Raw genomic sequence first — 23,746 nt, forward strand, 5'->3', positions numbered from 1 at the left:
ATGCCCGATACTTACCCACCCTCGAACCTTGCCGCGATCGACGCCGCGCACCACCTGCACCCTTTCGCCGACATGAAGAAGCTGAATGCCGAGGGCACGCGTATCATCCAGCGCGGCGAGGGCGTCTACATCTTCGACAATCACGGCAGGAAATATCTTGATGGCTTCGCCGGCCTCTGGTGCGTCAATATTGGCTATGGCCGCCGGGAGATTGCCGACGCCGCCACCAGGCAGATGAATGAGCTGCCCTATTACAACACCTTCTTCGGCACGACCTCGACGCCGGCGACGCTGCTTGCGCAGAAGGTCACTTCCCATGCCGGCGAGCGGTTCAATCACATCTTCTTCACCGGCTCCGGCTCGGAGGCGAACGACACCTGGTTCCGCATGGCGCGCGTCTATTGGAGCGCTGTCGGCAAGCCGGCGAAGAAGATCGTCATATCGAGAAAGAACGGCTATCACGGATCGACCGTCGCCGGCGCCAGCCTCGGAGGCATGAAATACATGCATGAGCAGGGCGACCTGCCGATCCCGGGCATTGTTCATATCGGCCAGCCCTATTGGTACGGAGAGGGCGGCGATCTCTCACCCGCCGAATTCGGCCTCAAGGTCGCCCGCGAGCTCGAAGCGAAAATCGACGAACTCGGCGAGGAGAACGTTGCTGCCTTCGTCGCCGAGCCGGTGCAGGGCGCTGCCGGCGTCATCATCCCGCCCGAGACCTACTGGCCGGAGATCGACCGCATCTGCAAGGCGCGCAATATCCTACTGGTGACCGACGAGGTGATCTGCGGTTTCGGCCGGCTGGGCGCCTGGTTCGGCCACCAGTATTTCGGCGTCGAGCCCGATCTGGCGCCGATCGCCAAGGGGCTTTCCTCCGGCTACCTGCCGATTGGCGGCGTCCTCGTCAGCGACCGCATCGCCGACGTGCTGATCAACGAGGTCGGCGACTTCAACCACGGCTTCACCTATTCCGGCCACCCGGTCTGCGCCGCCGCCGCCCTCGAAAACCTGCGCATCATCGAGGAGGAAAGACTGGTCGAACGCGTGCGCAACGATATCGGTCCCTATTTCGGCAGGGCCTGGGCAGCGCTGGTAGACCATGATCTGGTCGGCGAGGCCGATAGTATCGGCCTGATGGGCGGCCTGCAGCTTGCCGCCGAGAAGAGCACGCGCACCCGTTATGCCAAGCCCGATCAGGTCGGTGCGCTGGTGCGCAACTACGCGCTGGCGAACGGCCTCGTGCTGCGCGCCACCGGCGACCGCATGCTCGCCTCGCCGCCGCTCGTCATCAGCCATGCCGAGGTGGACGAGATGGCGAGGATTACCAGGCTGGCGCTGGATTTGGCCTGGAAGGAACTGAAATCCTGATGCCGCTCAGCCCGGCTGGTTGATCCAGGCATAGCCGAAACGATAGCGGTCGTCGCCGCGCCCATAGAAATAAGGCACGTCGATCACCGATGCCTCGGGTGCGGATGAGCCGAGATTGGCCTGCAGCCACTGAGCCATATCAGGCGGAAGCGCTTCGCTTCCCCCCTTCTGCGGGAGGAGCCAAACCAGGAGAAGTGGCCGCCGGCCGGAGAGATCCGGGTTGAAACCGGGATAATCCACCGAAAGGACCGGCACGCCGGGAATATCCTGCCTGAGATTACCGGCAAGCAGGCTGTCCCCGGCAAGGATTGCCGCCGGTTCGGCCTGTTTGCGCAGGATGTCCAGCATGCCGGCATAGGGCCTGTTCAGCCGCTCGTAATGGCCGGTGAAGCGTGCGGCTGCGACGCTGCCGTAGAGGGCCGCCGGCACGCCGATCATGATGACGGCGACGATGGGTATGAAACGCCGGAACGGCCTGTCTGTCGCGACGCCTGAGGCCTCGATCTTCAGGCAGAAATAGAGCGGCAGGATGAAGAGCATCGGCACCAGCCAGCGATCCTTGATGCCCGCCGCGCCGCCGAAGACGATCAGAAGCAGAATGCCGGCCAAGAAGACGAGCATCATCCGCTCGAGCAGCCGCGTCCATTCCGAACTGGCCACCAGTGCCGGACGAAGGCTCTTGCCGAAGACGAGCGCGAACACCGCCACGGTCAATGCGGCAAAGCTGATGATGGCGAGAGCCAGCGAACTGACGCCCATGGCGACCTGCGCGAGGTAACTCGCATGGCCGCTCGCAGTCATCTTCTCCAGCGTGCGGGCGGTGGCGAAATCGAGATTGTCCTTCAGCCAGAAGAGATGCGGCAGGGTGACGACGAGCGCCACTGCCGCCGTCAGCACCAGCCGCCAGTCGAAGATCCGCGGCCGCAGGCGCACATCCGAAAGCGCCGCGATCAGCGCTGCCGCCGGCAGGATCGCAAAATTATATTTGGCAAGCAGACCGAAACCGATGCCGATGCCGGCGATGAGATAGGAGCCAAGGCTCGGCTGCTTCAGGCTGCGAATAAAGCCGTAGAAGAAGATGCTGGCCGAGAAGAACACCGCGACCGTGTGCGTCAGGTCGCGCTGCATCTCGAAAGCCATCTGCGGGATGGTCAGCAGCCCGAGTGTGGCGATCGCCACCAGCGCCTTGTCGCGCAGCACGAGCCGCGCGGTCAGGCCATACAGCAGATAGGAGATGAAAAGCAGCAGGTTCTTCACGATAGAAAGGGCGGTTAGCGAGACGCCGGCAAACTGGAAGACGGTGTATTGCAGCCAATTGTAGAAGGGCGGCTGCGGGCCGTAGCCGGCGGCAAGCCATTGCGAGCGGAAGGCCTGTTCGGCCTCGTCGAGATCGAGCGAATGCGAGGTTGCGAGCCGCACGCCGACCTGAAGCACGAAATAGGCCGCCAGCAGGACGAAAACCCAACTGATGTCGCGACGGTTGGTCTCGGTCATCCTATTTGGTCTCCGGCCGAACCCAGGCGTAGCCGAGCGCGAAATTATCGCGCTGACGGCCGAAATAATAGGGAAGCGAGAGCGAGCCGATCTCCTGCAGCGCGATGCCGGCCGCCGTCAGCGCCGATGAAAACCGCTCCGGCATGAACGCATCCGCAGCAGTCGCCGTCTTCTTGCCGCGCCAGACGATCAGCACCGGCCCCTTGGCCTCGGCATAGGCCGGAATGCCGGGTGTCGGAAAATCCGGGATCACCACGGGCACATCGGGAAATTGCAGCCGCATGTTTCCGCCGATATAGGTGTCGGAAGCGATCACCAGCGCCGGTTCCGCCTGTCGCGTCATCTCGCGCGAAAAACCCGCCATCGGTACATTCGGCCTGCTGTATGCACCGATCAGCCCGGCGCCGACGACACGAAAGCCGAGCGCGATCAGCACGCAGGCCATCAGCACCGGCGCGACCAGCCGGAAGCGGCGCAACCCGGCGGAAAGGTCGAGCCCGGCCGCCTGCATCTTCGCCAGGAAATAGATCGGCAGCACCAGCAGGAACGGGTCGAGCCAGCGCTCGCGCACCGTGGTGGAGCCGGTGAACAACACGATCAGAACGATGCCGGCGAGGCTTGCGAGCATCATCCGCTCCATCATCCCAGTCCAGCGATTACCCGCAAAAAGCGCCCGGACAAAATCCCGGCGGAAGGTGGCGGCGAAGATTGCGACCGGCAGCGCCGCAAAGGCGATGATGGCGACGAGAAAGGCGAGAAGGCCTTTGCCGATCCGTACGGCGCCGGCGGGTTCACTGCCGGCAGCCATCTTGACCAGAGTGTCCGACGAGGCGAATGCGAGATTGTCCTGCAGCCAGATCGCGTGCGGCAGGACAATGACGAGCGTGACGGCGGCTGCTGCCAGCATGCGCCAGTCGAGCGCCCTGCGCCGCCATTCGGCATCGGGCAGGATGGCGATCAAGGCGACGACAGGCATCAGAGCGAAATTATATTTCGAGATCAGCCCGATGCCGGTCGCAAGCCCGAGCAGGAGATAGCTGCCGATATCGGGTCGGTCGAGCGTGCGGAAGAAGCCGTAGAGAAACAGCGAGCTGGCAAAGAGCAGCGCCGTCGTGTGGGTCAGATCCTGCTGGGCCATGTAGGAGACTTGGGGCAAGGTGAGCAGCGCCAGCATGCCGACGGCGGCAAGCGCCTCGTCCTTCAGCGCGCGTCGCCCGGCAAGGCCGTAGAAGAGATAGGATAGGAACAGCAGAATGTTCTTCGGAACGATCAGCGCGCCGATCGACATGCCCGCCACCGAAACGACGGCATATTGCATCCAGTTGTAGAAGGGCGGCTGCGGGCCGTAGCCTGCCAGCAGATATTGCGAGAAGAAAGACTGCTCGGCTTCATCGAGCTCCAGCGAATGCGGAAGCGCGATGCGCAGCGCGATGTTGAGCACGAAATAAGCTGCAAGCAGCAGGCCCGCGGTTCTGATCGTCCTCGTCACGCGCTCCAGCATCGTGCTGCCAGCTTAGGCTTGGCTTTGATCGTCGAAGATCTGCCGCACGATATAATTCGGAGAAGCGTCGTCGCGGTAATAGGTACGCGCGATCATTTCTGCCAGAATGCCGGTGGTGATCATCTGCACCGACGACAGCAGCAGCACGACGCCGACCATCAGCATCGGGCGCGTGCCGATATCGTTGCCCAAGATGAACTTGTCGAAGCCGAGATAGAGCAGGATCAGCATGGCGAGCGCGCCGAGGCCGAGACCGAGCGAACCGAAGAAATGCCCCGGCCGCGCCTTGTAACGCATGAAGAACATCACCGACAGCAGATCGAGGATGACGCGAAAGGTGCGCGAAATGCCGTATTTCGAAACGCCGTGCTCGCGGGCATGGTGGGTGACGGCCATCTCGCCGATGCGCGAGCTCGGGACGACACCGGCGACCCAGGCGGGGATGAAGCGGTGCATTTCGCCCATCAGCTTTACCTGTCTGATGATCGAGGCACGGTAGATCTTCAGGCTGCAGCCGTAATCATGCAGCTTGACGCCCGTGATGCGGCCGATCAGGTAGTTGGCGCACCAGGAGGGAATCTTGCGCAGGAACAGAGCGTCCTTGCGATTCTTGCGCCAGCCGACCAAGAGGTCGAGTTCACGCCGTTCCAGCTCGGAGACCATCGAGGGAATGTCCTTCGGGTCGTTCTGCAGGTCGCCGTCCATCGTCGCGATCAGACGGCCTCGGGCAGTATCGATGCCTGCCTGCATGGCGGCAGTCTGGCCAAAGTTGCGCTGGAGTTCGACGATCCTGAGCGCCAGCCCCTCGCCTCCGACGTACTTGCGGGCGTTGACGAGCGTCGCATCCGTGCTGCCGTCATCGACGAGGATCAGCTCCCAGGGATGGGTATAGCCTGCCATCGCAGCCACGACACGCTCGACAAGCGGGCCGACGCTTTCCTCTTCGTTGAAAATGGGTACGACCAGCGACAGCTCGAGCGATTGTACCGGATCATTCGTACCGCGAATGGGCTCTACCGTTGTCTGCAACTTCATCTCCAAAAGGCCGGACGGCCGAGCAAGCTTTACTGCTGCCGCCGCACTTGCGGAAGGCTACTACATGAAGTGTCCGCCCGTTGCCAGCGGCAATGGCGGTTTCCCGCAATCGGCTGATCTGCCTGGGCGCTATTTGGCGCCGCCCTCCACCCAGGAGTAGCCAATGGAGAAGCTACGTTTGCCGTCACCGAAGAGATAAGGCAGCGTCAGCGTGTTCAACTCTTGCAGATGAATGCCCGATCTCACGAGATCGTTGGCGAAGCTGGGGGAAATTGTCGGGTCATCTGCAGTCTCGCCGCGCCAGATAACGAGCACCGGTCCCTTCGCGTCCGCATATTCAGGAACTCCGGGACCGGGGAAGAATGGGATCACGACGGGGATGTCGGGAAACTCCAGCCGCATGTTGCCGGCCACGAACTTGGTTCCCGCCACGATGAGAACCGGCTTGCGGGTCGCGGTCAATTCGGCCACGTAACCGGAAAAGGGAACGTTCGTTCTCGTATACGTGCCGATGTATTGAATGCCGACGATCCGGAAGAGAAGGATCGACAGGATGACGACCATGAAGACCGGCACCACGGGCCGGAAGCGCGCAAGACCGGCGGAAAGATCAAGGCCTGCGGTTTTCAATTTCAGGAACAGGTAGATCGGCAGGACGAGCAGGCATGGGTCGAGCCAGCGCTCGTGGATATCGCTGGCGCCGGCGAAGAGGACCACGCCGACGAAGGCGAGCAGGCTGATGACCATCATCCGCTCGATTACCCGGATCATCGGGCTGGAAGAGGAGAGCGCGCGAAAGAAGTCGCGCCGGAAGGCGGCCGCGATGAGAACGATCGGCAATGCGACGAAGCCGAGGACGGCGATGACGAGAGATAACAGTCCTTGCCCGATGCGGGGGAGGCCGGCCGGGGCCAGGTGTTCGGCGGTCATCCGCTCCAGCGTCGGCGCAGAGGCGCTGACGAGATTGTCAGGCAGCCAGAGCGCATGCGGCAGCACGATCAGAATGGCAAGCACGGCCGCCGGCAGCAAACGCCAGTCGATGAGACGGCTGCGCCACTCCCGCTCCGGCAGCACGGCGATCAGGGCGGCAAATGGCAGGATGGCAAAATTATACTTCGAGATGAGCCCGATGCCGGTGGCGATGCCGATGATGAGATAGCTCCCGATCGTCGGCTGGCGCAGCGTGCGGAAAAAGCCGAAGAGGAAGAGCGACGTTGCAAACAGCAGCGCGACGGTATGCGTCAATTCGCGCTGCGCCATCAAACCGACCTGCGGCAGGGTAATCAGGCTCAGCATGGCGACGGCTGCGAGCGATCGGCTCTTCAGCACCTCGCGGGCAGCAAGCCCGTAGAAGAGATAGCAGCCGAAGAGAATGATGTTTTTGGGCACCGAGAGCACCCACATCGATATGCCGGTCACCGAAACGATGGCATATTGGATCCAGTTGTAGAAGGGCGGCTGCGAGCCGTAGCCGGCAAGCAGGTATTGCGAGTAGAAGGATTGCTCCGCCTCGTCGAGATCGAGCGTATGCGGCAAGGCGATGCGAAGCGCGATGTTCAGCAGGAAATAGCCTGCCAGAAAAATGCTTGCGCTCGTAATGCTTTTGGTAATCCGCTCCAACATCGTCTCCACGTCAAGCCGGCAAGGCGCCATCACCGCCGATCGGATCGTCGACGTGCAAGCGTGTCCGCCGCCGCCATCAACTCCGCCGTTGTGCGCAACCTTCATTTCTCCTAAAAGGCCTGGCGACTGAACCGATGCCTGTGGCGACGCCAAGCGAGGAATGCCTACTACATGAAGAGTTCGATCGTTGAAAGCCGGCAATCCTGGTTTATGCGCAATCGCATGACCGTTCTGACGGTCGTCATCGTCGCAGCCTATGGCCTCTTCATCCAATGGTTCTGGGGTTGGCCTGTCATTATCAGGCAGTGGGCCGATGTCGGAGCAGGTCCCGTCGTCAGCGCGCTTGTGCTCCTGACCAGCACCTATTTCCTCCGCACCTGGCGCATCTATGATTATTTCCCGAAGGAAACGGCCGGCCGGTTCGCGGTGCTCTTCCGTGTCACGCAGATCCACAACCTGCTGAACATCATGCTGCCCTTCCGCACCGGCGAGACCAGCTTTCCGCTGTTGATGCGCACCGAATTCGGCATTCCGCTGACGCGTGGAACCTCGGCGCTCCTCGTCATGCGGCTGCTCGACCTGCACGCCCTCCTGGCCGCAGCCGGCATCGGCTTTGCCATCGCTTCAGCCGATGCGGCTGTTGCCTGGTCGCTTTGGACGGTCTTCCTGCTGCTGCCGGTCGCGGCCTTCGCCGCCCGTAAGCCATTGCTGCGCCTTGCCGCCAGGCTGCTGCCGGAGAAGGCGCAGAAGTTCGTCGCCGAGATCGAAAACGGTTTGCCGCTCGATGCTATCGCCTTTGCGCGCGCCTGGGCGATGACCATCGTCAACTGGCTGGTGAAGGTGATGGTGCTGGCATGGGCACTCGGCCTGATGGGGGTGCTTCCAATGGCGGCAAGCTTCGGCGGCGCGCTCGGCGGCGAGCTCTCCTCCGTGCTGCCGATGCATGCGCCGGGCGGCGTCGGCACCTATCCGGCCGGCATCACTGCCGGCGCCATTGCCTTGGGCGCTTCGAGCGAGCGGCTGGCCTTGGCCGCGCTGGCGCAGGCGAGCGTCAACGCCCACCTGCTGATCATTGTCTCGGCCCTGACTGGAACGGCCATCTCGCTTCCCCTCGGCCGCCGCGGCAAGGCTAGGTCGTAAGCTCCAGGATGCGCTTGCGCAAAAAGACCTGTTCCGGCTCCTGCCGGCAGAATGTCAGCGCCGTCTCATAAGCTTGAATCGCCTCGCCCCGGCGTCCGAGCCGCCGCAGGAAATCCGCCCGCGCCGAATGGGCGAGGTGATAGGTCGTCAGTTCCCCCTTGCCGAGAATGACGTCGACAAGCGCCAGTCCTTTTCCCGGCCCCTCGGACATGGCGATTGCCACGGCGCGGTTGAGCTCGGCAATTGCTGAAGGGTGGGCGGCAATCAGCAGGTCGTAATAGAAGGCGATGCGCCGCCAGTCCGTCTCCTCGGGGCTGCCGGTCTTCGCGTGTTCCGCCGCGATCGCCGCCTGGACCGTATAGATGCCGATATCAGGCGCGCGCATGGCGCTTGCGAGCAGCGAAAGCCCTTCTGAAATCTTGCTTCTGTCCCAGCGCGAGCGATCCTGATCGGCAAGCAGCACCAGCGCGCCATCGGCATCCTGCCGGGCAGCACGGCGCGACTCCTGCAGGAGCAGCAGTGACAGCAGGCCTGCGACATCCGGATGCGGCAGCAGGGTTGCCAGCAGCCGCGCTAGCCGGATCGCCTCGGCTGTCAGGTCGGCGCGGACGATCGTGTTGCCTGAGGATGCCGAATAGCCCTCGTTGAAGACGAGGTAGATGACGTGCAGCACCCGGTCGAGACGCTCCGGAAGCTCCGCTCCGACGGGCACTTCATAAGGGATATTCTCCGTCCTGATGCGGTTCTTGGCGCGCACGATGCGCTGCGCGACGGTCGGCGCCGGCACCAGGAAGGCATGGGCAATCTCTTCCGTCGTTAATCCGCAGACCTCGCGCAGCGCCATCGCGGTCTGTGCATCGGCGGCAAGAGCCGGATGGCAGCAGATGAAGATCAGCCGCAGCATGTCGTCCTCGATCGGTTCCATGTCGCCGATCTCCGCTTCTGTGCCATCAGGATAAAGGCCGTCTTCGATATGCTGCAGCGAGGCGTTGAAGCGCGCCCGCCGCCTGAGGTGATCGATCGCCTTGAAGCGGCCGGTCGAAACCAGCCAGGCAACGGGATTGTTGGGCATGCCGTCAACCGGCCATGCCCGCGCCGCCGCCGCAAAGGCATCGTGCAGCGCTTCCTCTGCCCGGTCGAAATCGCCGAGCAGGCGGATCAGCGTCGCCAGAACCCGGCGCGAATGTTGCCGGTAGATATCCTCGATCACCTGTTCCCCAATCACCTGTCTCAAGGGCCGACCCTCACTGCGGCAGGGTGAGCAGTCTCACCGGGCGCAATTCGATCGACCCGACCCGGACGCTCGGAATGCCCGCAACGACCTTGCGTGCATCTTCCAGATCGGCCGCCTCGATGATGTAGATGCCGGCCAGATGTTCCTTGGTCTCGACATAGGGCCCGTCGGTCGAAGACAGAGTGCCATCTCGCACCCTCAACACAGAGGCACAGTCAGGACCTTCCAATGCATCGGAATGGATCATGATGCCTTTGCGCTGAAGTTCCTCGTCATACTGGAAATGCGCCCTGACGAGCTCGTCGCCCTCGGCCTGGCTGAGTGTGCCGTCCGTATCGGCGGAATTATAGATGAGGCAGACGAAGCGCATGGCTATCTCCCATCCTTGATCGAATAGGCGGGCCGAATTTCGACCGATGCATATTTGAGGATCGGGAAGGTGGAAATGATCGCCTTCGCTTCCTCCATATCCCCGGCCTCGATCACAACGAAGCCGCCGAGATGCTCCTTGATTTCGGCGAAAGGACCGTCCGTCGCGGCAACGATGCCATTGCGAACCCTGAGCGTCACGGCCTGCTCCGGCTCGTAGAGCGCCAGCGCGCTCAACATATGGCCGCTTTCGCGCCAGCTGTCGTCGCTGACGATGCATTCTTGGGTGACGGCCTCCCATTCCTCTGGCGTAACTTGGCTGCTCTTTTCGGTATCGAACCAGATCTGGCCCAGAAACTTCATGGCGTCACCTCCTCAGCCGAATTCATGGATGGGGCGAACCTCGATCGCGCCAAGCTTTGCCAGCGGAATGCCGGCCGCAACACGGATCGCGTCATTGAGGTCCTTGGCGTCGATCAGAATGAAGCCGCCAAGCGCCTCCTTCGTCTCGATAAAGGGACCGTCAGTGATCGACATCTCGCCACCGCGCATACGAACCGTGACGGCCGATTGCGGCGATTGCAGCGCCTGGGCAACGATCATATGACCGCTGTCGGCAAGATCGCGGTCATAGGCGAGCGAATCCCGGCCGAGCTTGTTCTTCTCTTCCTGCGACATGGCCGACAGCACCGTGCCGTCGAACCAGACCTGGCAAAGATATTTCATTCCTTGTCCTCCGTGCTGTGTTTTCACAGCCCTTGGACGAACAGCCTAGGCGCTTTTCGACAGCGAAGAAAAATATCTTTTCGTCGATCGCAATGTCGAAAGGCCGAGGCAGCGCTCGACAAAGCTTCGTCTGACGACATCGAGGAGATGGAGCAATGAGCATGTTTGAAATCGGAATAGCACATCTGATCGTCACACGTGGCGCACGCACGATGCCGCCTGTTGAGAATGCCGAGGTGATAAAGGTGCTGGTGAGGACTGTGATCGTGCTGGCGGCGTTTGCCAGCCTGATCGAAGCGCTGCAGCTTGCCGCAAGCGCTTGAGAACAGTGCGCGGCCGGGCGGATAAGGCCGGGCCGCGCCTGATATCTTATTGAAACGCTGTTTCGAAGAAGCTGCGAAGCTTGCGCGAATGCAGCGCTTCCTTCGGCATGGCGGCAAGCTTCTGGACGGCGCGGATGCCGATCTGCAGATGCTGGTTGACCTGCGTGCGGTAGAAGGCCGTTGCCATGCCCGGCAGCTTCAATTCGCCGTGCAGCGGCTTGTCGGAGACGCAGAGCAGCGTGCCATAGGGCACGCGGAAGCGAAAACCGTTGGCGGCGATCGTCGCCGATTCCATGTCGAGCGCGATTGCGCGCGCCTGGGAAAGCCGCTTCACCGGCCCGCGCTGGTCGCGCAGTTCCCAGTTGCGATTGTCGATCGTGCCGACAGTTCCGGTGCGCATGATGCGCTTCAGCTCGAAACCCTCATAGCCGGTGATTTCGGCAACGGCCGCTTCGAGCGCCACCTGCACCTCAGCCAGCGCCGGGATCGGCACCCAGATCGGCAGGTCGTCGTCGAGAACATGATCCTCGCGCATATAGGCATGGGCGAGAACATAGTCGCCGAGCCGCTGGCTGTTGCGAAGACCGGCGCAATGGCCGAGCATCAGCCAGGCATGCGGGCGCAGCACGGCGACGTGATCGGTGATCGTCTTGGCGTTGGAGGGGCCGACGCCGATATTGATCATGGTGATCCCGGCATGGCCCTTCTTCTTGAGATGATAGGCCGGCATTTGCGGCAGGCGGGTGAGGGCGGCATCCGTTTCCGGCGCGTTCGAACCGGGCAGTGTGACGACATTGCCGGGCTCGACGAAGGCGGTATAGCCGTCGCCGCCTTCCGCCATCAGCTTGCGCGCCCAGCTGCAGAATTCGTCGATATAGAACTGGTAGTTCGTGAACAGCACGAAATTCTGAAAATGCTCGGCATGCGTCGCCGTATAATGCGACAGGCGGGCGAGGGAATAGTCGATGCGTTGCGCGGTGAACGGCGCAAGCGGCGACGGCTCTCCCGGCGGCGGGATATATTCGCCGTTGGCGATCTCGTCGTCGGTGGTGTTGAGATCGGGCGTGTCGAAGATATCGCGCATCGGAACGTCGACGAATGCTGTCGTCGATGCTTCCACATGCGCACCCTCGCCGAAGGCGAAGTGCAAGGGGATCGGCGTCGCCGATTCCGAGACGATGACAGGAACATTGTGGCTCTTCATCAAAAGCGCCAGCTGCTCCTTCAGATAATGCTTGAAGAGCTTCGGCCGGGTGACGGTCGTCGTATAGATGCCGGGTGCCGTGACATGGCCGTAGGAAAGGCGGGAATCGACATGGCCGAAGCTTGTCGTCTCGATGCTGACCTGCGGATAAAAAGCGCGGTAGCGCGAGGAGATCGGAGCACCCTGTGCAAGTTCGGTGAAGCTCTCGATCAGGAACGCCGTATTGCGCTCGTAAAGCGCCGTCAGCGTCTCGACCGCCTTGGCAGGATCATCGAAACTCTCAGGCTGGAAAGGGGGTGGAGAGGATATGTCGAGGGGCGACAAAGGGGAGATTCGTTTGTTCATGACGCATTATAGAGAGTTGTTTTTGACAAGCAAACGACGCGCGCCGACGGATTCCGATTTTTTATCCTCTTGCCGGTCTGGTGCGAATGCCTGTCGCCCAAAGTGCGCAGCGGTTTCGGGACAACGACATGCATAAACCAAAGACCTAAAGCGCATCGCACGATGCGCTTTTGTTACCGCACCGTGGGCGCGCAGAAGGTACCGTTTCTCTCCAGGCAGGTATAGCTTGCCCCGAAATGCGACTGCGTACCGCCGCCGCCATTATGCACCACAACCGCCGAAAACGTAATCGCGAAGATCGCCGCAAACAGCGTAATGATGCTAAAGCGTCTTGCCAGAATATAGATGTTCATCCCCTTGTCCCCGATACGCAACTCTATCGTGAGAAGAGTTTTGGCATGCGACGGCTGAACCAGTGCTGAGATGCCGGTTCATCAGCCGTTCAGCTTGCTGGGCAGGGTCGGCCGACCGCCAAGGGCTTGGAGGCATGTCGGCGTCGACATGCTTGGTGTTTTGGATGATGGCTGCGCATGTGCGTTACGATATGCTTATAAGTTGGTTCGGCCATTCTTCCGCCGGTCAATCCCGCGCGGTATGGATCACACGCAAGATAACGACGCTTTCACGTCCCGCGACAACTGCAGCTCATAGGAATTATGTAGGGGAACGGGCTGAGGGATTTTCGTAAGTGCCGGTTACTCGCCCTGGTCGACCGGTTGCAAATTCGCCAAGTCCTCGATGGCGTCCACACCCTTTCGGCCGCATCGGGGCTGTCCTTCGCGATGCAACGCAGAATTTCGAGATTATCCTCGTGTGCTTCCTTCGACCAAAGAACCGGCCTCATCCGCGCGAGGGCTTCCTGCGCTTGGCATCCTCGACGACCTCACGCATTTCGGCGACAGCCTGCTCGTGCCGTACAACGCGCCCAGCTTCCGCATCGGCCATACCGCGCTTGATGCCCTCGATGATTTCAAGCTCGCGCTCCACATAGGCCGCTACGGCCTCGCCGGCGAGGAACGATTTGCTGCGTTGCGAATCGGCGGCAATCCTGTCGAGCTTTTCTTTTACGTCGGGGCGGATCCGAATTATCATGGTCGTGCTGCCGGCCATTTCGAAACTCCTGTGTTGAATTGTGTACAATTTAACACATGTCGGCCTTGCCTGTTATCCCCGCGTTCTCTCAGAGCCGGGTCCAGGTCTGCGACTTGCAGAGGACCTTCGTCACGCAGCCCTGCATCCTCAGCGAATTGCCTGAAACCTTGCCTGCGCCGCTATAGGTCTTCTCGGCGGCGGGGTCGATGATCTCACCGGCATAGCTGCCACCGGTTCCCGCAAGCGTGCCGATCTTTCGGCCGGCATATTTGCCGGTCTTCAGCGTCACGCAATAACTGCCGCCGCAGGATGCGATCACCGCCGTATCGCCGGCAGCCGTCTTCCAGTTGCCGACGATCGGCTCCTCGGCATGCGCGACACCCGCGATCACTGCAATCATGCTGGAGAGAACGAAACTGCGGATCATCTTTTCCTCCATGATGTCCTTCATCGTCGCGAAAATAACTGACGCGAACGTAGAGATAAATAGGGCCGATCGCTGTTCCGCGGATCGGGTGAATCGGGAGAAAAAAGCCTGCGGCGAGCTTGTAAAGATATCGTCTGTTGATTTTATGATGAATGATCCATTTATTTTCAAATCTGAATCTTTCGTAAAATTCAAACGAAAATCCTTAATTCGCAAGGAATCTGATGTTTAACAAAAATCCAAATTTACCAAGCATTTGTACTTTGTTTGTCTAGAATTAATCATGCATTTTAGGCGTTTTTTGAAGGCCGCTTGGCATAGTGAAGCCATCAAACGAGCGGGGCAAACCCGCCGAACCGGAAGGGCCGCAAGCCGCGATAGACGGCGAGGCCCAGAGGTAAAACAGGGTAAGTCATAAACAGGCTAACAGGGATAAAACCGATGGCACGCTTTGAAATGCACAATGCTGAAACGGCCACCATGGGTGGCGACAACAGCGCCGATGTCTTCTGTGAAATGGGTCTGATGTATGCGACCGGGCGCGGCTGCGAAGTCGATCTCGTCGCAGCCCACAAATGGCTGAACATCGCCGCAATCAAGGGCAACGATCGCGCCGCCGAGCTTCGTGCCGACGTGGCCGCCGCCATGGACAAGATGCAGCTCGTGGCAGCGCTGCGCGCCGCCCGCGAGTGGATGACGGTTCACTAGAACAGGATGATTTTAGGCCGCTTCGGCCTAAAGTTTGAATCCTGTTCTAAATTAAAGAGTTAGAGCATGAGGTCATCCGAAAACCGCTTACGCTTTTCGGCATCTTGCTCTGAGGCCGTCTCCGATCAGGAATTCGACAAGAGCAGCAATAACAACCTCAAAAAGAGGGGCTGGCGGGCGCTTTGGACAGGGCCGACGCCGGGAGAAGAGAACCGCGACCGGATTTCCTCCACCGGCCGCGGTTCTTCTGTTTTATCCGCCGATCTTTTTCAGAACCTGCGGCAGAGCCTGTTCGAGTAGCGCCATGTCCGCCTCCGGCCCGACGCTGATGCGGATGCAGCGGTTGAGGGGCGCCACACCGGGCATGCGGATGAAGACGCCGTGCTCTATCAGGCCGTCGACGATCGACCGCGCATATGAGCCGTCGCGCCCTGTGTCGATTGCCACGAAATTTGTTGCCGAGGGCAGGGGGATGAGGCCGTTCGCCCGGGCGATGCCGCCGATCCGCTCCCGCGCCGCATGGATTTTCCCGACCACCTCGACGAGATAGGCCTGGTCCCTCAGCGCCGCGAGCGCCGCCGCGGTCGCCAGCCGGTTCATGCCGAAATGATTGCGGATCTTGTCGAAGGCCTGCGCCGTGCCTGCCGTCGAGATCGCGTAGCCGGTGCGTGAGCCGGCAAGTCCGTAGGCCTTGGAGAAGGTGCGGGTGCGAACGACGTTTGGCATCTCGATGAGCGAGGAGATCGACGGCAGCGACCCTGCCGGCCCCGTCTCGCTATAGGCCTCGTCGAGCACCATCAGTGTCGTCTCTGGCAGCGCCCGGGCGAAGGCGACGATGCTGTCGGCATCCCACCAGCTTCCCATCGGATTGTCAGGATTGGCGAAATAGACGAGCGGCGCATTCTCGCGCTTCACGGCATCGAGCAGACCATCGAGATCCTCGCGGTCGTTTGCGTAGGCAACGGTCACCAGCCGGCCGCCGACACCGGCGACATGGAAGTTGAAGGTCGGATAGGCGCCGAGCGAGGTGACGACGGGCCCGCCCGGTTCGATCACCAGCCGGACGATCTGGCCGAGCAATTCGTCGATGCCGCTGCCGATAGCGATATTGGCGGCCGAGACGCCGAGATGGGCGGCAAGCGCTTCCCTGAGCGCGAAATTCTCCGGATCATTGTATTTCCAGATATTGCCGGCCTCCTCGCGCATCGCGGCAAACACGGAAGGCGCGGGGCCGAAGCCGTTCTCATTGGCGCCGATGCGCGCCAGGACGGCAAGCCCGCGCTGGCGCTCGATGGCCTCGGGACCGACGAAGGGAACTGTGGAGGGCAGGGCGCTGGCAAGAGGTGTGAAGCGCGAAAAGGCGGACATGCGAAGGCGGTTTCCCGGACATGTTGACAGTCGGGGCAACAATAGGCCCGGGCACGGCCAACGCAAGCAAGATTATTTCTGCAACAAGCTTGTTATGGGCCGGTTCACGCGCGGAAGATCGGCGCGTCGGGCGGCGATTGCTTCCATGTTGCCGACGAGGAAATCGGTGCGCACGACGCGGCGCAGAACCTCGGGATCCATGATGTTGATGAACCGCACCCCGATGCGTTCCTTGTGGCGATAGACCTCGGCACATCCGATGCGATAGGCGAGGCCGAGAATGTTGAGATAATAATGCTTCGGCAGACCGGCCGTGGTCGAGACGACGAAGGTGGCGCCGCCCTGGGAGATATCGATGATCTCGGCGCTTCTCATCGAGACGCCAGTCAGGCACGGCCGCACGGCGACGATGCGGGCTGGCCGCTTGACGATGAATTCTTCCCAGCGCAGGTCGTAGACAGCGGACTTGACCGTGGCAAGGTGTGTAGCGCGGAGCATAGTCATTCACATTCTCCGTCAGTCAGGACGCATTTGGGGTCTGTGATCTCAATCAGGCGGTCAATTGAGCAAGCTGGTCTTCATCCCGAGCAAGCTGGTCTTGCTCCGAACCAAGGTCACATGAATCTTTTGCGCATTCGTCAAATATAAAATTACAAATTTAACGAGCTCAAACTTTGTTCTTGTGCGGGACGCCCTCCTGTCCATTATCGGGACGCAGGCTTCCCTGCCGAATTGCCGTTTCGGCCCAAAAATCTGACGGTGAATCAGCGCACCCCGCCGGTTGCGACAGATGCTGTGGGCAAGAAAGGCCGAGCAGTATCCGTCACACAAGAGCAAAGGCCGAGCGGATCGCCAGCCGTTCGATTTCGGCGCAATTTTCCCGAACTCTTTCAATGGCCGAGCGTTGTGCCTTGATCGATGAAGCACGGCGCGCTTCAAATGACGACAGCGAGGAGTTGAAGATGACCGACGTCAAAATCCCTTCGAAATCATGGGTCGTGGTCTGCAACGGAGCCAAGGCTCTGATCATGCAGAATGCTGGCGACGCCCAATTGATGGATCTGAAGGTGCTGGAAACTCTAACGCAGCCGAGTGAGCCCGATCGCGAGATCGGCGCCGACAAGCCCGGCCGCAGCCATGCAGCCGATGGCTTCAGCCGCAGTGCTGTCGAGGAGACCAACTGGCAGGATCAGGCCGAAGCCGAATTTCTGAAACAGGTCGCGGAAAGGCTGGACGAACTGGCGACGGAGCGGGATGCCCACCGCATCATCCTCGTTGCGCCCCCGAAGGCGCTCGGCGCTCTGCGGCCCGCCCTCAGCGCCGATGCGCAGGCGGTGATCACCGCGGAAGTGGCAAAGGACTATACCAATATGCCGGTCGACGAGATCGAGCGGCATCTCGCCGCCTGAGCCGTTAGAGCAATTCCAGGAAATGTGTGAAGCGATTTTCCGTCCGGAATTGCGTAGAAACAGAAGGGTAGGGCGGTTACCCGCTCTAGCGGCACCCTGAGGAATCGCTTGTCGAGAGGCCCGCGTTTTGGTGTCATGCCGATGGTCTCTGCCCGGCAAACAGCTCTTCATGATTGGCAAAGAGCGCCGCTAGGCGGTCGATGACGGTCCTGACCTCCGGCCGTTGCCGTTCGTCGTCATGCGCAACGATCCACATCTCGTAGGTCAGTTCGTCGATGACAGGGCCGGCGCGGACAAGCTTGCGCTCCTGATCGCCGATGAAACAGGGAAGCACCCCGCGGCCGGCACCGCCGCGGATCAGATAAAAGAGCATATGCGGCGTGTTCGTCCAGCTGGTGATCCAGGAATCCGGCTGTTCGAACGTCCATTTGTCCGCCGGCGTGATGGCGGTATCGGTGCCGAGCGAGATCCAATTGCAGTTGGCCGGGTCATAGCTGGCCGCCTGATAAGCCGCATGCACCACCTTGACCGAACGGCGGATCGCGACGTTGCCGCTCTCCGGCCGGCTGTGGCGAATGGCGATATGCGCCTCGCGATAGGTGAAATCGACGCTCGCATCGCATGTCTTGTAGCACATGCGGAAGCTGTCCTTCGGCGTCCATACGCTAGACAGATGGTCGGCGACGAAGCGTGAGGTCCAGCTGTCGGCGGCCGTCGAGACGATCGGCAGTGTCAGCACCTCGCCGCGCCAGTCGGAAATCGCACGCGCCGCATCCTGCATCAGCCGGACGCGATCGAGCAGCTCCTGCCCGTCCTTCGCCAGCAGATAACCGGTGGGGCCGCGGCTGAACAGCGATCGGCCCGTCACCCGTTCGAGCGCCAGCATGCGCCGGCCGATCGTCGGCGCGCTGAGCCCGGTACGCACTGCCGCCGCAGAAAGCCCGCCGCCGGTGGCAACATGGAAGAAAAGTTGCAGGTCGTCCCAGCTCGCATCTTTCATGGACGAAAACCCCCTTTCCCCAGCGCCTCTACATCGAGAGGGCGCGAAGGCTTAGCTCAAATGCTCCAGCAATAGATGGAGGATGAAGCAATGCTTCTCAACTGGGTTGTTCTCTTCAGGGAGATCGAAATCCGCAATCGCCGGATCCGCCGTGGTCCCTTGGCCGATCCGCTTGCCGATCCGCTAGATAGGCCGGAGTGGCGCGGATTTCTCTGGGCCGTTCCGGCAATCGCGCGTCTCGCCGCAAGACGGGGCGGCGAAACGAAGGCGACGCGCCGTGATGATTCACGGATCGGAAAAAGCCTCAGCTTTCGAAGTTCAATCGCAACACGTGGTGCAGGAATTCCGGATTGATCAGCATGTTGAAGCTGATCGTCACCAATTCGCCCTCGCGCTTGACCACGGTCGCACCGATCTCGTCATGGATGCCGAGGATTTCGAGGAAGAAATGGCTCGGCATTTCCAGGTTCGGGCTGACTTCGAGCAATGCGCCGGCAAGCGTGATCGTGCGGATCAGGCAGCGCAGCTGCGTTCCGGTGCTGAGGTGATGGCCGACGAAGATGATGTTGCCGGGCCTGTCGAGATCGAATTCCCTGTAAGCACGTTCCGGCTTGGGGTGTTCTGTGTCGAGGTGCATCTGAAAGGCCCTTTTAGCCTCCGCTTGTAATACGACAGGATATTAGCTGAAGAATGCTGACATTTGCTGAAGAACACCGTTAAGATTGGATGCTTATGTAAAAGCCGCGGGAAAATCGCACCGATTTCGTGCAGATTTGCCCCAAAGTTGCGCATTCCCAAGGCAGATGCGCCATTCTTGACATGTCGGCGGCGTTCGCGCATACAAAGACCGGTTCGAGGCACCGGCCGCTCGCGGATGAAAATCCATGGTGAAGCCCTCGCGATCATGGTCACGGCCCTTTGTGCATGCTGACTGGCGGCAATGCGAGCTCCCATCCGCAGTCGAAGAGCATGCCTTCCGAAGGCTCAGTCCATGACGACGACCTATCCTGCCATTGACGAATTGAAGGCTCAGGCCAAGCGCCTGCGCCAGGCGATGAACGATCGCGGCACCCCGCTGACCCACAGTGCGGCCCTGGAAATGATTGCCCGCCAGCATGGCGCGCGCGATTGGAATACGCTTGCAGCCCTTGCGGCAAAGCCCAATGCTAGCCCGAAGACGCCGCTCTTCGTCGGCGCGCATATTCGCGGCCGTTATCTCAATCAGCCGTTCACCGGCGAAGTTTTGGCGCTTTCGGCCCTGCCGGGCGGCGATCTGCACAGGATCACCATCCATTTCGACGAGCCGGTGGATGTCGTTACCTTCGAGAGCTTCTCGGCCTTTCGCCGGCGTGTGAACGCGCAGATCGATGCTGACGGCGTCTCGCCGAGGAAGACCTCGAACGGCGTGCCGCATCTGGTGCTCGATCTCTAGATTGTTTTTATCCTTTTGAGGCCCTCCGGATCCGCATGACTTTTAAGCCGGATCGGACCCTGCCTCCTATCGCACGGATTTCTCCATGACCGATCTTTCTGAAGGCAATACCTTTCTCACCGGCTGGCTGCCGGGCGTCTTCATCAAAACGGCGGCACCGATCGTCGCGATCACCACCGTCAACGGCCTGTTCACCGTCGTCGACGCCTGTTTCCTCGGCGCCTATATCGGCCCGGACGCGCTCTCTGCTGTCAGCCTGATTTTCCCCGGGCTGATGCTGCTGGTCGCCCTGCAATCGCTGGTCTCCAACGGCATGGCGAGCATCCTCGCCCGCCGGCTCGGCGCCGGCAATCGCGATGGGGCGCGTCGGGTGTTTGCCGGTGCGCATGCGCTGGCGCTTGCCGTCACCCTCATCCTCAATCTGGTCTACTGGACGGTGGGCCGGCAGGTCATCGATGCCGGTGCTGCCGGCAATACCACTGTTGCCCATAGCGCCATGCTGTTCATGGGCGCGTTGATCGCTTGTGCGCCGGTCAGCTTCTTCTTGTCGCTGCATCTCGACGGATTGCGCTGCGAAGGCAAGATCGGTTTCATGACCTTGGTGACGCTATCGGCCTCGCTGCTCAACATCCTCGCCAATTGGCTGTTCATGGCGGTGATGCATTGGGGTGTGCTCGGTTCGGCAGCCGGCTCCATCGCATCGCAATTCCTCTGTCTCGCAGCCGTGCTCGCCTATCGCTGGCGCCGGCCGGCGGCACTCAGGCCTTCCCCCGGGGTGGCTCTTGCCGAATGGCACGGCATCGTCGCCTTCGGCGCGCCGATGAGCCTCGGCTTCATCGGCATATCGCTGGCCTCGGCCGCGATTCTGATCAACGTCTCGCTCTGGAGCACGCATGATTACGTCGCGACGGTGGCCGCCTATGGGATCATCACCCGGATCATGACATTCACCTACCTGCCGCTGCTTGGCCTCTCCATCGCGCTGCAGACCATCGCCGGCAACAATCACGGTGCCGGCCTCGGGCTCCGCGTCGGCCGCAGTCTGCAGATCGCCATGCTCGCGGCACTCGTCTATTGCACTCTGGTGGAGATCACCGTCGAGGTGTTGGCTGGCCGCCTCGGCGCCGTCTTCGTTGCCGATCCGGCGATCATTGCCGAGGTCAGGCAAATTCTTCCGTGGACGATCGGCGCCTATTTTCTCTTTGGGCAGATGCTGATCCTGTCGTCCTATTTCCAGTCGATCGGTGATGCGCCGCGCGCGGCGATCTTCGGCCTATCGCGGCCCTATCTGCTCACCCTGCCGCTCACCTTCCTGCTGCCCTTCGTCTTCGGCGAACAGGGAATTTGGATGGTGCCGGTCGTTGCCGAGGCAGGCATGTTCATCCTTGCCTTCCCGGTGCTGTCGCAGAATGCGAAACGCCGTGGCTGGCGCTACGGGCTTTTACCAACCTGAGATGGAAAAGCCGCACTCACCAGCGCGGCTTTTCCTGCCATTGTCTATTTCTTGCCGCTCAAAGCGGCCGAAGTCGCGGCTTCCGCCTCGTTCAGCGCCTCGGCGCATTCCTGGCAGCAGACTTCGACAGTCTTGCCGCCGAGCTTGACGGTAATGGTCTCTGCGCCGAGTTCGCAGTCGCAGGCGGCGCATGTGGTCTTCTTCATCTGGTGATCCTCCGGTTGATCGTCCCGCGATCGGGACAGGCTCATAAGACATCGAACACTGCATTGCCGCTGTCGAAATCTTTAGCGATCGACCTCCTGCATAATTCAAAGTGCTGCAGTGTCCCTTACAGTTCTTGAAAAGACATGACGGCGCTGTAGGCTTTCACCTGCGCCGCAGTTGCGCCGCTCGCTGGAATTCGGCCGGAGTCTGCCCGAAGGACTGCTTGAAGGAAGCGCTGAAATGGCTGTGGCTGGAAAATCCGAGATCAAGCCCGAGCGCCGTCAGATCCTTATACTGGCCGAGCAGATCAAGCGCGCGGGCAAGCCGCAGCCGCAGCTGGTAGCGATAGAGCGGTGTGGCCTCGACCTGCTGGAAGACCTGGGTGAGATAAACGGGTGAGACGCCCACTTCGGAGGCGATTTCCCCGAGCGTCCAGCGCCGCGCGAGCTCGGAGGAAAGCACCAGCTTTGCCCGGTCGACGAGTTTCTGCCGGCCGGCGCTGGCGCCCGCGGCATGCGATGTGCGCTCGCCGAGCGAACGGCGCACGAGCGTCAGCGCCAATATTTCCGCTTCCAGCGTTTCGGCGACGTTGCGGCTGAGACCATGACGCAGGAGAGCGACCAGGGCCTGCGCGCGCGGATCGATCCGTCGGCGCTGGCGGCGGAAGGCAAAAGGCGGGCCGGGCTGCACTTGCTCCTTCGGCGTAAGCTCTTCGAGCATGGATTCGTCGATCGCCAGATCGATGCAGGCGTCACCTCCCTCGATGGGATGGCTGATCCGATATCCCTGGCCGGCATTGAAGAACAAGACCTGATTGGCTTCGGCCACCGTATCATTGCGGCCGACATGCCGCATGAAGACCCCGCGATAGGGATAGACGAGGCTCGTCCTGTGGGCGCATTCCTCGTCGCTTTTGTGCCGGCACTCGCCATTGCAGACGATGTCACGAATGGTAACCGTCTTCGTTTTCAGGAGCGGCGCTGTTGAAAACTGCGACATTGCCTGTTCCGGGTCAGACGGGCCGCCCGACGAGGCGACCGACTGCATAATTCCCTAAATCGGGATTGATTGAAAGAATTATGCAGCGGTTCAAAATGCTACGGCGTTCTTTGCGCGTCTGAAAAGACGGGCTACGCTGTAGGGCATGGTATCACCCTGACGTTTCAGTAACGACTATAGACGTGAACGTCGCTTTCCGTTTGCCCCCTGGAAAGGCCGATATCCTTCAGCTGCTCATCGGAAAGTTCCATCAACGCATTCAGGTTGCGTCGTTCGCTCACCTTGCGTGCCAGCCAGTGGGCAGCGGTGATGATCGCAAGAAAAAGGCCGGGCCGTATAGAGCGCGAAGAGCGAGTATTTCGGGCCGGTATCGTAAAATTCGAGCTGTGCATGGTGATCCTCCATCCGTGTTTGGATGGAGGCAGTGAACCATCAGCGGCGGTTTCGCGCTGTCAGATTATTTAGCGATCGGAGGCGACGCTTACGCTTTCAGCAGCCACTCATGCTCGGCGGCATTGTGGAATTTCCAGATCCGCTGCGGTCCGGCCATGACGTTGAGGTAGTAGAGATCGTAGCCATGGCAGGCGGCGCAGGGGTGATAGCCCTTCGGCACCAGCGTCACATCGCCGTCCTCGATCGCCATCGCTTCGTCGAGCGAACGATCGTCGGTATAGACGCGCTGGAAAGCGAAGCCCTGCGGCGGGTTGAGCCGATGGTAATAGGTCTCTTCCAGGAAACTCTCGTTCGGCAGGTCATCCCGGTCATGTTTGTGCGGCGGGTAGGAGGAGGTGTGTCCACCCGGCGTGATCACCTCGACGACCAGCAGCGAATGCGCCGAACTGTCGTCCTCCGGCATGATATTGTTGACGTAGCGCACATTCGTGCCCTTGCCGCGCGTCACCTGCGGATGCGTGCCGGGCGGGATAGCCTTTGCCTGATAGGTACCGCCGCCAGGTGCCGAGCAGACCGCGAGCTCCAGATCGGTCTCCGCCGTCACCGACCATGTCGATTCCCTAGGGATATAGAGCGCATGCGGAGCGCCTTCGAACGGGTTCATCCGGCCGCCGAGCGTGCCGAAATCCTTGGTGCCGGCAGACGCCTTGCCCTTGCCTGTCACCCAGACAAGGCAGACTTCCCGATCGCCCGTCTCCCCCGAAACGGTCTCGCCCGGCTTCATTCGATGCAGATCGAAGCCGACATAGGTCCAACCGGCATTTTCCGGGGTGACATGCGTGACGCGGCCGTGGGTGCCGGACGGTTTCACCTTGAGATTTGGCATTGGTGTTTTT

General features: G+C 61.0%; 29 protein-coding genes. 8 read left to right on the forward strand and 21 right to left on the reverse strand.

Annotation, left to right across the window (positions count from 1 at the left end; translation table 11 throughout):
- Complete coding sequence (locus N2A41_RS06085) at positions 1-1,368, forward strand: aspartate aminotransferase family protein (RefSeq protein ID WP_260110516.1); 1,368 nt, start codon at positions 1-3, stop codon at positions 1,366-1,368.
- Between the two features lie 6 nt (positions 1,369-1,374).
- Here N2A41_RS06085 and N2A41_RS06090 read toward each other — a convergent pair whose 3' ends face one another.
- The 4 genes from N2A41_RS06090 to N2A41_RS06105 form a co-directional block, all read right to left on the reverse strand.
- The gene (locus N2A41_RS06090; protein ID WP_260110517.1) at positions 1,375-2,862 is read right to left on the reverse strand and encodes an ArnT family glycosyltransferase; all 1,488 of its coding nucleotides are present in this window, start codon (positions 2,860-2,862) and stop codon (positions 1,375-1,377) included.
- Position 2,863: 1 nt separating this feature from the next.
- On the reverse strand, positions 2,864-4,363 hold the full coding sequence (locus N2A41_RS06095; protein ID WP_260110518.1) for a glycosyltransferase family 39 protein: 1,500 nt from the start codon (positions 4,361-4,363) through the stop codon (positions 2,864-2,866).
- Positions 4,364-4,375: 12 nt separating this feature from the next.
- Positions 4,376-5,392, reverse strand: coding sequence for a glycosyltransferase family 2 protein (locus N2A41_RS06100; protein WP_222387275.1), 1,017 nt, complete (start codon positions 5,390-5,392; stop codon positions 4,376-4,378).
- A gap of 135 nt (positions 5,393-5,527) precedes the next feature.
- Complete coding sequence (locus N2A41_RS06105; protein ID WP_260111115.1) at positions 5,528-7,021, reverse strand: ArnT family glycosyltransferase; 1,494 nt, start codon at positions 7,019-7,021, stop codon at positions 5,528-5,530.
- A 171-nt stretch (positions 7,022-7,192) separates the two neighbouring features.
- Here N2A41_RS06105 and N2A41_RS06110 point away from each other — a divergent pair, with 171 nt between their 5' ends.
- Positions 7,193-8,161: a flippase-like domain-containing protein gene (locus N2A41_RS06110; protein ID WP_260110519.1), complete on the forward strand. Its 969-nt coding sequence runs from the start codon at positions 7,193-7,195 to the stop codon at positions 8,159-8,161.
- On the opposite strand, the gene N2A41_RS06115 is transcribed toward N2A41_RS06110, so the two are convergent.
- From N2A41_RS06115 to N2A41_RS06130, 4 genes are read right to left on the reverse strand one after another with little or no spacing between them, the layout of a single operon-like run.
- A complete protein-coding gene (locus tag N2A41_RS06115; RefSeq protein ID WP_170280477.1) occupies positions 8,151-9,386 on the reverse strand; it encodes an RNA polymerase sigma factor in 1,236 nt (411 codons plus the stop codon). The genes N2A41_RS06110 and N2A41_RS06115 overlap by 11 nt on opposite strands.
- Before the next feature lie 19 nt (positions 9,387-9,405).
- Positions 9,406-9,765: a YciI family protein gene (locus tag N2A41_RS06120; RefSeq protein ID WP_017963631.1), complete on the reverse strand. Its 360-nt coding sequence runs from the start codon at positions 9,763-9,765 to the stop codon at positions 9,406-9,408.
- Positions 9,766-9,767: 2 nt separating this feature from the next.
- Entirely contained in the window at positions 9,768-10,127 is a 360-nt protein-coding gene (locus tag N2A41_RS06125) for a YciI family protein (protein ID WP_170278254.1), read from the reverse strand.
- 12 nt (positions 10,128-10,139) lie between these two features.
- A complete protein-coding gene (locus N2A41_RS06130) occupies positions 10,140-10,490 on the reverse strand; it encodes a YciI family protein (RefSeq protein ID WP_170278253.1) in 351 nt (116 codons plus the stop codon).
- A gap of 155 nt (positions 10,491-10,645) precedes the next feature.
- Here N2A41_RS06130 and N2A41_RS06135 point away from each other — a divergent pair, with 155 nt between their 5' ends.
- The gene (locus tag N2A41_RS06135) at positions 10,646-10,813 is read left to right on the forward strand and encodes a hypothetical protein (RefSeq protein WP_170280456.1); all 168 of its coding nucleotides are present in this window, start codon (positions 10,646-10,648) and stop codon (positions 10,811-10,813) included.
- 46 nt (positions 10,814-10,859) lie between these two features.
- Here the strand turns inward: N2A41_RS06135 and N2A41_RS06140 are convergent, their stop codons facing one another.
- From N2A41_RS06140 to N2A41_RS06160, 4 genes are all read right to left on the reverse strand, one after another.
- Positions 10,860-12,362, reverse strand: a complete 1,503-nt coding sequence (locus tag N2A41_RS06140) for an AMP nucleosidase (RefSeq protein ID WP_260110520.1) — start codon at positions 12,360-12,362, stop codon at positions 10,860-10,862.
- 173 nt (positions 12,363-12,535) lie between these two features.
- Positions 12,536-12,715 carry a hypothetical protein gene (locus tag N2A41_RS06145; protein ID WP_017963636.1) on the reverse strand — a complete coding sequence of 60 codons (180 nt, stop codon included), beginning with the start codon at positions 12,713-12,715 and terminating at the stop codon, positions 12,536-12,538.
- Between the two features lie 487 nt (positions 12,716-13,202).
- The gene (locus N2A41_RS06155; protein ID WP_260110521.1) at positions 13,203-13,472 is read right to left on the reverse strand and encodes a CopG family ribbon-helix-helix protein; all 270 of its coding nucleotides are present in this window, start codon (positions 13,470-13,472) and stop codon (positions 13,203-13,205) included.
- Positions 13,473-13,542: 70 nt separating this feature from the next.
- Positions 13,543-13,881 (reverse strand): DUF2147 domain-containing protein, encoded by a 339-nt coding sequence (locus N2A41_RS06160; protein WP_170280458.1) that lies wholly within the window; start codon positions 13,879-13,881, stop codon positions 13,543-13,545.
- 441 nt (positions 13,882-14,322) lie between these two features.
- Here N2A41_RS06160 and N2A41_RS06165 point away from each other — a divergent pair, with 441 nt between their 5' ends.
- Positions 14,323-14,589, forward strand: coding sequence for an SEL1-like repeat protein (locus tag N2A41_RS06165; RefSeq protein WP_018071017.1), 267 nt, complete (start codon positions 14,323-14,325; stop codon positions 14,587-14,589).
- A 252-nt stretch (positions 14,590-14,841) separates the two neighbouring features.
- On the opposite strand, the gene N2A41_RS06170 is transcribed toward N2A41_RS06165, so the two are convergent.
- The 3 genes from N2A41_RS06170 to N2A41_RS06180 all read right to left on the reverse strand — a co-directional run bounded on the left by N2A41_RS06170 (position 14,842) and on the right by N2A41_RS06180 (position 16,933).
- The gene (locus N2A41_RS06170; protein WP_260110522.1) at positions 14,842-15,957 is read right to left on the reverse strand and encodes a pyridoxal phosphate-dependent aminotransferase; all 1,116 of its coding nucleotides are present in this window, start codon (positions 15,955-15,957) and stop codon (positions 14,842-14,844) included.
- 72 nt (positions 15,958-16,029) lie between these two features.
- Positions 16,030-16,461, reverse strand: a complete 432-nt coding sequence (locus tag N2A41_RS06175; protein ID WP_260110523.1) for a PilZ domain-containing protein — start codon at positions 16,459-16,461, stop codon at positions 16,030-16,032.
- A 319-nt stretch (positions 16,462-16,780) separates the two neighbouring features.
- Positions 16,781-16,933 carry a hypothetical protein gene (locus tag N2A41_RS06180; RefSeq protein ID WP_020486063.1) on the reverse strand — a complete coding sequence of 51 codons (153 nt, stop codon included), beginning with the start codon at positions 16,931-16,933 and terminating at the stop codon, positions 16,781-16,783.
- On the opposite strand from N2A41_RS06180, the gene N2A41_RS06185 reads away from it, so the two are divergent.
- On the forward strand, positions 16,920-17,366 hold the full coding sequence (locus N2A41_RS06185) for a host attachment family protein (RefSeq protein ID WP_260110524.1): 447 nt from the start codon (positions 16,920-16,922) through the stop codon (positions 17,364-17,366). The genes N2A41_RS06180 and N2A41_RS06185 overlap by 14 nt on opposite strands.
- A gap of 133 nt (positions 17,367-17,499) precedes the next feature.
- Here the strand turns inward: N2A41_RS06185 and N2A41_RS06190 are convergent, their stop codons facing one another.
- Positions 17,500-18,366, reverse strand: coding sequence for a LysR family transcriptional regulator (locus N2A41_RS06190; RefSeq protein ID WP_260110525.1), 867 nt, complete (start codon positions 18,364-18,366; stop codon positions 17,500-17,502).
- Positions 18,367-18,456: 90 nt separating this feature from the next.
- Between N2A41_RS06190 and N2A41_RS06195 the strand changes: the two genes are divergently transcribed.
- Positions 18,457-18,720 carry a hypothetical protein gene (locus N2A41_RS06195; protein ID WP_260110526.1) on the forward strand — a complete coding sequence of 88 codons (264 nt, stop codon included), beginning with the start codon at positions 18,457-18,459 and terminating at the stop codon, positions 18,718-18,720.
- Here the strand turns inward: N2A41_RS06195 and N2A41_RS06200 are convergent.
- The gene (locus N2A41_RS06200) at positions 18,671-19,003 is read right to left on the reverse strand and encodes a hypothetical protein (protein ID WP_260110527.1); all 333 of its coding nucleotides are present in this window, start codon (positions 19,001-19,003) and stop codon (positions 18,671-18,673) included. The two genes, N2A41_RS06195 and N2A41_RS06200, sit on opposite strands and share 50 nt — an antisense overlap.
- A 354-nt stretch (positions 19,004-19,357) precedes the next feature.
- Here N2A41_RS06200 and N2A41_RS06205 point away from each other — a divergent pair, with 354 nt between their 5' ends.
- Both N2A41_RS06205 and N2A41_RS06210 read left to right on the forward strand, forming a co-directional pair.
- Positions 19,358-19,798 (forward strand): glyoxalase superfamily protein, encoded by a 441-nt coding sequence (locus N2A41_RS06205; RefSeq protein WP_017963646.1) that lies wholly within the window; start codon positions 19,358-19,360, stop codon positions 19,796-19,798.
- Between the two features lie 85 nt (positions 19,799-19,883).
- Positions 19,884-21,251: an MATE family efflux transporter gene (locus N2A41_RS06210; RefSeq protein ID WP_260110528.1), complete on the forward strand. Its 1,368-nt coding sequence runs from the start codon at positions 19,884-19,886 to the stop codon at positions 21,249-21,251.
- Between the two features lie 44 nt (positions 21,252-21,295).
- On the opposite strand, the gene N2A41_RS06215 is transcribed toward N2A41_RS06210, so the two are convergent.
- The 4 genes from N2A41_RS06215 to iolB all read right to left on the reverse strand — a co-directional run bounded on the left by N2A41_RS06215 (position 21,296) and on the right by iolB (position 23,736).
- Positions 21,296-21,457, reverse strand: a complete 162-nt coding sequence (locus N2A41_RS06215) for a hypothetical protein (RefSeq protein WP_222387270.1) — start codon at positions 21,455-21,457, stop codon at positions 21,296-21,298.
- Between the two features lie 163 nt (positions 21,458-21,620).
- A complete protein-coding gene (locus N2A41_RS06220; protein ID WP_260110529.1) occupies positions 21,621-22,457 on the reverse strand; it encodes a helix-turn-helix transcriptional regulator in 837 nt (278 codons plus the stop codon).
- Positions 22,458-22,621: 164 nt separating this feature from the next.
- Positions 22,622-22,849: a DUF1127 domain-containing protein gene (locus N2A41_RS06225; RefSeq protein ID WP_162119002.1), complete on the reverse strand. Its 228-nt coding sequence runs from the start codon at positions 22,847-22,849 to the stop codon at positions 22,622-22,624.
- An 89-nt stretch (positions 22,850-22,938) separates the two neighbouring features.
- Entirely contained in the window at positions 22,939-23,736 is a 798-nt protein-coding gene (gene iolB, locus N2A41_RS06230; protein WP_260110530.1) for a 5-deoxy-glucuronate isomerase, read from the reverse strand.
- Positions 23,737-23,746 lie beyond the last annotated feature (10 nt).

It is taken from the genome of Rhizobium sp. SRDI969, assembly GCF_025152725.1.
GTDB classification, from domain to species: domain Bacteria; phylum Pseudomonadota; class Alphaproteobacteria; order Rhizobiales; family Rhizobiaceae; genus Rhizobium; species Rhizobium leguminosarum_I.

Bases quoted from the DNA above. Each gene is read 5' to 3' on its own strand.
- N2A41_RS06085 (WP_260110516.1), top strand. From the start codon at position 1: ATGCCCGATACTTACCCACCCTCGAACCTTGCCGCGATCGACGCCGCG.
- N2A41_RS06090 (WP_260110517.1), bottom strand. From the start codon at position 2,862: ATGACCGAGACCAACCGTCGCGACATCAGTTGGGTTTTCGTCCTGCTG.
- N2A41_RS06095 (WP_260110518.1), bottom strand. From the start codon at position 4,363: ATGCTGGAGCGCGTGACGAGGACGATCAGAACCGCGGGCCTGCTGCTT.
- N2A41_RS06105 (WP_260111115.1), bottom strand. From the start codon at position 7,021: ATGTTGGAGCGGATTACCAAAAGCATTACGAGCGCAAGCATTTTTCTG.
- N2A41_RS06110 (WP_260110519.1), top strand. From the start codon at position 7,193: ATGAAGAGTTCGATCGTTGAAAGCCGGCAATCCTGGTTTATGCGCAAT.
- N2A41_RS06120 (WP_017963631.1), bottom strand. From the start codon at position 9,765: ATGCGCTTCGTCTGCCTCATCTATAATTCCGCCGATACGGACGGCACA.
- N2A41_RS06125 (WP_170278254.1), bottom strand. From the start codon at position 10,127: ATGAAGTTTCTGGGCCAGATCTGGTTCGATACCGAAAAGAGCAGCCAA.
- N2A41_RS06130 (WP_170278253.1), bottom strand. From the start codon at position 10,490: ATGAAATATCTTTGCCAGGTCTGGTTCGACGGCACGGTGCTGTCGGCC.
- N2A41_RS06135 (WP_170280456.1), top strand. From the start codon at position 10,646: ATGAGCATGTTTGAAATCGGAATAGCACATCTGATCGTCACACGTGGC.
- N2A41_RS06140 (WP_260110520.1), bottom strand. From the start codon at position 12,362: ATGAACAAACGAATCTCCCCTTTGTCGCCCCTCGACATATCCTCTCCA.
- N2A41_RS06145 (WP_017963636.1), bottom strand. From the start codon at position 12,715: ATGAACATCTATATTCTGGCAAGACGCTTTAGCATCATTACGCTGTTT.
- N2A41_RS06155 (WP_260110521.1), bottom strand. From the start codon at position 13,472: ATGGCCGGCAGCACGACCATGATAATTCGGATCCGCCCCGACGTAAAA.
- N2A41_RS06160 (WP_170280458.1), bottom strand. From the start codon at position 13,881: ATGATCCGCAGTTTCGTTCTCTCCAGCATGATTGCAGTGATCGCGGGT.
- N2A41_RS06165 (WP_018071017.1), top strand. From the start codon at position 14,323: ATGGCACGCTTTGAAATGCACAATGCTGAAACGGCCACCATGGGTGGC.
- N2A41_RS06170 (WP_260110522.1), bottom strand. From the start codon at position 15,957: ATGTCCGCCTTTTCGCGCTTCACACCTCTTGCCAGCGCCCTGCCCTCC.
- N2A41_RS06175 (WP_260110523.1), bottom strand. From the start codon at position 16,461: ATGACTATGCTCCGCGCTACACACCTTGCCACGGTCAAGTCCGCTGTC.
- N2A41_RS06185 (WP_260110524.1), top strand. From the start codon at position 16,920: ATGACCGACGTCAAAATCCCTTCGAAATCATGGGTCGTGGTCTGCAAC.
- N2A41_RS06190 (WP_260110525.1), bottom strand. From the start codon at position 18,366: ATGAAAGATGCGAGCTGGGACGACCTGCAACTTTTCTTCCATGTTGCC.
- N2A41_RS06195 (WP_260110526.1), top strand. From the start codon at position 18,457: ATGCTTCTCAACTGGGTTGTTCTCTTCAGGGAGATCGAAATCCGCAAT.
- N2A41_RS06200 (WP_260110527.1), bottom strand. From the start codon at position 19,003: ATGCACCTCGACACAGAACACCCCAAGCCGGAACGTGCTTACAGGGAA.
- N2A41_RS06205 (WP_017963646.1), top strand. From the start codon at position 19,358: ATGACGACGACCTATCCTGCCATTGACGAATTGAAGGCTCAGGCCAAG.
- N2A41_RS06210 (WP_260110528.1), top strand. From the start codon at position 19,884: ATGACCGATCTTTCTGAAGGCAATACCTTTCTCACCGGCTGGCTGCCG.
- N2A41_RS06215 (WP_222387270.1), bottom strand. From the start codon at position 21,457: ATGAAGAAGACCACATGCGCCGCCTGCGACTGCGAACTCGGCGCAGAG.
- N2A41_RS06220 (WP_260110529.1), bottom strand. From the start codon at position 22,457: ATGTCGCAGTTTTCAACAGCGCCGCTCCTGAAAACGAAGACGGTTACC.
- N2A41_RS06225 (WP_162119002.1), bottom strand. From the start codon at position 22,849: ATGCACAGCTCGAATTTTACGATACCGGCCCGAAATACTCGCTCTTCG.
- iolB (WP_260110530.1), bottom strand. From the start codon at position 23,736: ATGCCAAATCTCAAGGTGAAACCGTCCGGCACCCACGGCCGCGTCACG.